This window comes from uncultured Empedobacter sp. (assembly GCF_937930195.1).
Classification (GTDB): Bacteria; Bacteroidota; Bacteroidia; order Flavobacteriales; family Weeksellaceae; genus Empedobacter; species Empedobacter stercoris.
Map to the genome: position 1 here is coordinate 1 of NZ_CALGVK010000013.1, position 6,833 is coordinate 6,833.

Sequence of the window (6,833 nt, forward strand, 5' to 3'; positions counted from 1 at the left end):
CATTTAATTTGATTCAGAAACAAATTCCGTCTAAATTGATTATTGCTGGAGAAGGTCCTGAATGGGATATGGCAGATCAAATGATTCAAGATTTTGGAATTCAAGATAAAGTGAAAAGTCTTGGAATGGTCAGTGATTTGAATGATGTATTGAAAGCAGCAGATTTATTCATTTTACCTTCCGAACAAGAAAGTTTTGGCTTGGCAGCGTTAGAAGCAATGGCAGCAAGTGTGCCTGTTATTTCGTCGAATGCAGGAGGAATTCCGGAAGTAAACATAGATGGTGTAACTGGTTTTGTTTGTCCTGTTGGAGATGTAGAAATGATGGCTCAAAAAGCAATCTATATTTTAGAGGACGAAAAGCGTTTGGCAGAATTTAGTCATCAGGCAAAAGAACAAGCTATACGATTTGATAAAACGAATATTCTTCCACAATATGAAGAATTATATCGCAAAGTAATCGCAAAATCTAAAATCGGGTAAATCCCGATTTTTTTATTTCACTGGATTTTCTTCCTCCCATTTTTTCCATGACGTTTTATCACCTTTTAACCATAAGATATATTGTTTTATTATTAAGCCAGAAATTACATCGTTTCCAAACATTTGTTTTCCAGTATTTCTATCATTAAAATATTTCGATAATCTAGAACCACCATTAATTCCCCACTTGTTTCTTATCCACATACCCAAACCACCCATGTGAGAATTAAACATAAAAGTATCTGTTGATTCTTTCAGTTCTTTTTTAGCTTCGAAATCTAATATTTTATCTAATTCTGTTAATGATTCATATAAATTTTTTGGAATGTATATATTATCAATTTTTTCTAAAGTAAGTCTTTTTTCTCTTTCAATTCTTCTTTTTTCTTTATCTTTTATTGTTTCTAATTCAGCAATTTTATCATCATAATTTCTGTAGCCACCAAAGAAATTTGTGATATATATTTTGTCAACTTCTTTTGGAATAAAATCAGTTTCAAAAGTTGAATTTAAAAGATAGTTTTCAATTTGTTGTTTATTAAAGATAGAATCTGTTTTTAAATTTTGGATTTCAAATTTTCCATTTCGGTTTAGATATCCGCTTAAATCTATTCTATGTAGTTTGTATTTATTATAAGTTGAATCCTCAAGCGGAATAAATTTTAAGTTAGATAGTTTACTAATACTTTCTGATATTTTTTCATTAGTAAGAGAGTTTTTGACATCTATTATATATTTATATGGGTATTCATAACTTGTAATTTTGCTTTTAATAGTTTCAATATTTTTTATAGTAGTGTAAATAGAGTCAAAATCAATGTTAGATTTGATTATTTCTCCTTTGTCTAAATCAAAAAGTGTAACTTGTTTTCTGTTATCTATAAGGTAAATAGTATCATTTTTATTGAAGATGAAATTTTTAGTTAAAAAAACATCTTTCTCTGATAAAGATCTATTGTACTCTTTGTAGGTAGAGGTATAGTTTTCGAACAAATTTCTATTTTCGGTTTCATAAAATAGTCTGCATTTCTCTTTGTTTTTATCACAATTGGTAAACTCTTCAGAGGAATAAGTTTTAGCTATTTTTCCATCAATATAATAAGTCACATTTCTTTCCTCTATATTTTGGCTGTTTATATAATTTGTAAAATAGATTATTTTTCTCCCATCATTACTTATTGCAAGAAAGAAAGGAAAATTTTCATCTAAATCAAATGATCTATTTAGTTTATAATATACCTTATTTTGTCTCAAACTATCACGTTCTCGATTAAAAAATATAATTGATTCACCTTTTAAATTAGGTATAAAATCATCATATGAAATAGATTTTAACTTATATATTCCATTAGAAGAGTAGGTTTCTGAAATTGGTGAAAAGCCAGACCATTGAGAAAAAATGGTAGTATAACCTAAAATAAATAGTATGAAGAATATGTAATATTTTATCATTGATTTTAATTGTGTAATTGATTTTAAAACTATGAATAAAATTTATCTTTTGTGAAAATAACTATTTATTCTCATTCAAAACCTTTATTGAAAAACTGACAATATATTTTATTGGCATAACGTTTGACTTATTTATACTCACTTTTCTAAACGCTTTAATCAAGAACTATTATGTGGTTTTTCGGATTATAAGAAAAGTCAACGTCAGTTAAAAATAGTTTTACTGACACTTTGAACGTACAAAAAAATTATGAACATAGACAATTTGTCATTAGCACAAGTAATGGAAGAAGAAATAGAATTAATTCCTTTGATGAGTAAAGACGAAGAAAGTAAGCTAAATAAGCAAGATATTTCTTCGGTATTGCCTATTTTATCGTTAAGAAACACTGTCTTATTTCCTGGTGTTGTTGCGCCAATTACAGCAGGTAGAGATAAATCTATACAGCTTTTAACACAAGCTTACAAAGAAGATCGCATTATTGGAGTGCTTTCGCAGAAAGAAATTGCTGTGGAAGATCCTACACAAGACGATTTATATACAGTAGGAACTGTAGCGAAAATTATGCGAATGATAAAATTACCAGATGGAAACATCACGGTGATATTACAAGGAATGAAACGCTTTAGAGTGAAAGAGTTTGTTACAGACGATCCTTATTTTAAAGCTGAAGTAGAGACTTTGAATGAAAAAGTTCCGACTTCTCGAAACAAAGAATACCCAATAATTATTGAGTCAATTCGTGATTTAGCTTTTCAGATTGTAGAAGAAAATCCAATGTTACCTTCTGAAGCTGCAGGTGCGATAAAAAGTATTGAAAGTAATACATTTTTAATCAATTTTGTGGCGTCTAACTTAACATTGAGTTTAGATGAAAAACAGTTGTTATTAGAAATTTCTGATATGAAACTTCGCGCAATGGAAGTGATGCGTTTTATGAATGTTGAGCTTCAGAAATTGGAGTTGAAGAATACGATTCAGAATAAAGTTCGCAAAGAATTAGATCAACAACAAAAAGAATATTTCTTAAATCAACAAATCAAGTCGATTCAAGAAGAATTAGGAGGAAACACGACGGAAGAAGAAATCAATGACATGCGCAAACGAGCTCTAAAAAAGAGTTGGAGCGAAGATGTAGCAAACCATTTTGATAAAGAAATTAATCGTCTTTCTCGCCTTAATCCACAAATGCCAGAACATAATATTCAGCGTAATTACCTTGAATTTATGTTGGATTTACCATGGAATACGTTGACAAAAGATAACTTTGATATTAAACATGCGAAGAAAATCTTAGATCACGATCATTATGGGTTAGAAGATGTAAAAGAGCGTATTTTAGAACATCTTGCCGTATTGAAATTGAAAGGAGATATGCGTTCGCCAATTCTTTGTTTATATGGACCTCCAGGTGTTGGTAAAACTTCGTTAGGACGTTCTATTTCTGATGCGATTGGTCGTAAATATGTACGAATGTCGTTGGGTGGTTTGCATGATGAATCGGAGATTCGCGGACATCGCAAAACATATATCGGAGCTATGCCAGGACGTATTTTGCAATCGATCAAAAAATCTGAATCATCTAATCCTGTTTTTGTATTAGATGAGATTGATAAAATGACGGCAAGTGCACATGGAGATCCTTCGTCAGCAATGTTAGAGGTTTTAGATCCAGAACAAAACTCGAATTTTTATGATAATTTCTTAGAAATTGGTTACGATTTATCTAAAGTGTTTTTCATCGCGACAGCAAATAATGTTGGAGATATTCCAAGTCCTTTACGTGATCGTATGGAGATGATTAATATCGCAGGTTACACCATCGAAGAGAAAACAGAGATTGTAAAACGTCACCTTTTACCAAAACAATTGTTAGATCATGGTTTGAAAGAGAAAGATGTTGTTTTAGGAAAAAAAGAAATCGAATATTTAATCACCGGTTATACACGCGAATCTGGAGTTCGTAAATTGAATCAGAAAGTTGCTAAATTGGTTCGTTCAGCTGCAAAACACATTGCGTTGGAAGAAGAATTTGATGCTAAATATTCAATCGAAGATATTTCTAAAATTTTAGGACCTTCTATCACGCCAGATCAATATGAGAATAATGAAGTTCCTGGAGTTGTCGTAGGTTTAGCTTGGACAAGTGTTGGTGGAGATATTTTATTTATCGAATCAATTTTATCGAAAGCGAAAAATGGTGGACTTTCTATTACAGGTAATTTAGGAACTGTGATGAAGGAATCTGCAACAATTGCATTAGAATATATCAAATCGCATGCAGATGAATTAGGTATTAAACCAGAAGTTTTCGAAAATTATAAAGTGCATATTCACGTTCCAGAAGGAGCAACGCCAAAAGATGGACCATCTGCCGGAATTACGATGTTGACTTCTTTAGTTTCATCTTTTACACAACGAAAAGTGAAAGCGAAATTAGCAATGACAGGTGAGATTACACTTCGTGGAAAGGTGTTACCAGTTGGTGGAATTAAAGAAAAAATTTTAGCGGCAAAACGTGCAAATATCAAAGAAATTATTTTGTGCGAAGACAACCGAAAAGATATTGAAGAAATTAAAGCGGAATACGTAAAAGGAATGACTTTCCATTTCGTCAAAGAAATGAAAGAAGTTTTGGATATTGCTTTAACGAATCAAAAAGTAAAAGGAGCAAAGGTTTTTGATTAATCTGAAATCTTCTCAAAACTAAAAAAGGAACTCAATTAGAGTTCCTTTTTTTCGTATATAAATAGTAATTTACCTTATCTTATAAGCAATTCCCCAAAAAACTGGCATATTAAACGGTCCGCTATATTTCCCGTAACCAGGAATAACCAAAGGATCAATTCCTTGATCTTTTTTTCCTCCTATATACGCTGCAGGGTGCAAAGATAATTCACCATAAAAGTTCTTAAAAATCTCTACACGTCCACCAACAACAGCTTCTATCCAATAACTACTTACATTTGCTTTAGGCAAACTTCCGGTATCAATAATTTCATTTGATTGCAGATCACGAATCGCATAGCTGTTAATTGTTTGCGAATAATGTGAATAAGCAATACGTCCACCAATGTAAATTCCGTTCGATTGATTGTCGACATCTTGTGTCACAAACCAATTTGCACCAACTTTCGCAAAAATTCCATCAACATCTACATCCCAATTGATTTCATTGAAATTATTTTTCTCAAAACCAGCTTCTATAACTGCGTGCCACTTATTATTAATTTGGTATGAAGCAAAAGCGCTAACACCTTTTTTATCGCTAAAAGCTGCTACAATAGGATTAAAAACATCTACACCAATAAAAATATCATGGTTCTTTTTCTTTGGAATAGAATCCGTGACTGTTACTTTTGTTGAGTCAGTTTTATTTATTTGCGCAAAAGCAAAATTAGTTGCGCTCGTCAGCAAAAAGCTTAATAATAGTTGTCGAACCATCTTTTATTTCAGTATTTACAGTTTCTATTCCTTTAATCCAATTTCCAGCGCTACTTTCACTTTTGGTTACCAATTTTACATTAACTCCTTGAAAAGTTAATCCAAAACCGCATGCTTTAGACGTATAAGCATTTCCAATTGTATCGTAAGTTAAAACCAAACGATCTCGTTTTGCTTTAATTGTTTCAATAACTTGCCCCGTAATAGGATCTTTAACTTCTCTATCTTTTCCTTGCGCAACAGTATAATAAATTTCTTTTTGCTTATTCTGACGAATTGGCGTAGCAAAACTCGATTTCATATTGACAGAACCTTGATCAATTAATAGAGTGTCTTTGCTTGTTCCTGTAGGAATAGAATCTTTTAAAACATAGGCCCAATAGAAAATTGTATCTTCTAATTTTGTTGTTTTATCAATGTTGTAATACATGTCTACAACCATACGTGGCACTTCGCCTTCATCTGTACAAATATCATCATCTTCGCAACTATAGATAACAAAACTTGTTAAAATAGAGAGGATTGAAATGGTTAAAATAGATTGAAACTTTTTCATTTTCAAGAATTGAATTTTAAATTCGTTCTAAAAGTACAATATTTTCTACATGATGTGTTTGTGGAAACATATCAACTGGCTGAACTTTAACAATTTTATATTGATCTTTCATCAATTCTAAATCTCTTGCTTGTGTTGCAGAGTTACAAGAAACATAAACAATACGTTTTGGATTCATGAATAAAATATTTTCAACCACTTTTTTATGCATTCCATCACGAGGAGGATCAGTAATCAAAACATCTGGAATTCCATGTTCGTTGATGAAATCTTGATTTAAGACATCTTTCATATCACCACAATAGAAATCACAATTTTCAATACCATTGAATTTAGCTGCTGCTTTCGCCGCATCAATTGCTTCTTGAACTGATTCTACACCCACTACTTTTTTTGCATTTTTCGAAACGAATTGTGCAATTGTTCCTGTTCCTGTATATAAATCGTACACTAATTCGTTTCCTGTTAAACCAGCAAAATCACGTGTTAATTTGTATAATTCGTATGCTTGTTCTGGATTTGTTTGATAAAAAGATTTCGGACCAATTTTGAAATTTAAATCTTCCATCTTTTCCATAATATGATCCTCACCAGCAAAAACTTCGATGTCTAAATCATAAACAGAATCGTTTTGCTTTGGATTAATCGCATACAATAAAGAGGTAATTTCTGGAAATTTATCTTTTAAGTTTTGTAAGAAAGCTTCACGATTTTCTTTTTCTTCGCGGAAAAATTGAACTAAAGCCATTACTTGCCCATTTTGAGAAGTTCTGATCATCAGCGTTCTCAATAAACCTTCTTGATTTTTTAGATCGAAGAAATCTAAGTTATGTTCTAATGCAAAACGTTTTGCTTCGACACGAATCGCATTCGAAGGATCACGTTGTAAATGACATTT

6 protein-coding genes are annotated in these 6,833 nt (G+C 31.4%); 2 read left to right on the plus strand and 4 right to left on the minus strand.

Annotated features, from left to right (window positions below; genetic code table 11):
* Positions 1-482: glycosyltransferase (locus Q0616_RS00645; RefSeq protein WP_298774093.1), on the plus strand; the 482-nt coding region annotated here is incomplete at its 5' end.
* A gap of 12 nt (positions 483-494) precedes the next feature.
* Here Q0616_RS00645 and Q0616_RS00650 read toward each other — a convergent pair.
* A complete protein-coding gene (locus Q0616_RS00650; protein ID WP_298774096.1) occupies positions 495-1,934 on the minus strand; it encodes a DUF6794 domain-containing protein in 1,440 nt (479 codons plus the stop codon).
* A gap of 250 nt (positions 1,935-2,184) precedes the next feature.
* On the opposite strand from Q0616_RS00650, the gene lon reads away from it, so the two are divergent.
* A complete protein-coding gene (lon, locus tag Q0616_RS00655; RefSeq protein WP_286484348.1) occupies positions 2,185-4,623 on the plus strand; it encodes an endopeptidase La in 2,439 nt (812 codons plus the stop codon).
* A 69-nt stretch (positions 4,624-4,692) separates the two neighbouring features.
* Here lon and Q0616_RS00660 read toward each other — a convergent pair whose 3' ends face one another.
* The 3 genes from Q0616_RS00660 to rlmD form a co-directional block, all read right to left on the minus strand.
* The gene (locus Q0616_RS00660; RefSeq protein WP_298774102.1) at positions 4,693-5,379 is read right to left on the minus strand and encodes a DUF6048 family protein; all 687 of its coding nucleotides are present in this window, start codon (positions 5,377-5,379) and stop codon (positions 4,693-4,695) included.
* Positions 5,333-5,935: a DUF6452 family protein gene (locus Q0616_RS00665; protein WP_260543724.1), complete on the minus strand. Its 603-nt coding sequence runs from the start codon at positions 5,933-5,935 to the stop codon at positions 5,333-5,335. The genes Q0616_RS00660 and Q0616_RS00665 overlap by 47 nt, the downstream gene beginning before the upstream one ends.
* 16 nt (positions 5,936-5,951) lie before the next feature.
* A partial coding sequence (gene rlmD, locus Q0616_RS00670; RefSeq protein WP_298774109.1) for a 23S rRNA (uracil(1939)-C(5))-methyltransferase RlmD occupies positions 5,952-6,833 on the minus strand: 882 nt, incomplete at its 5' end.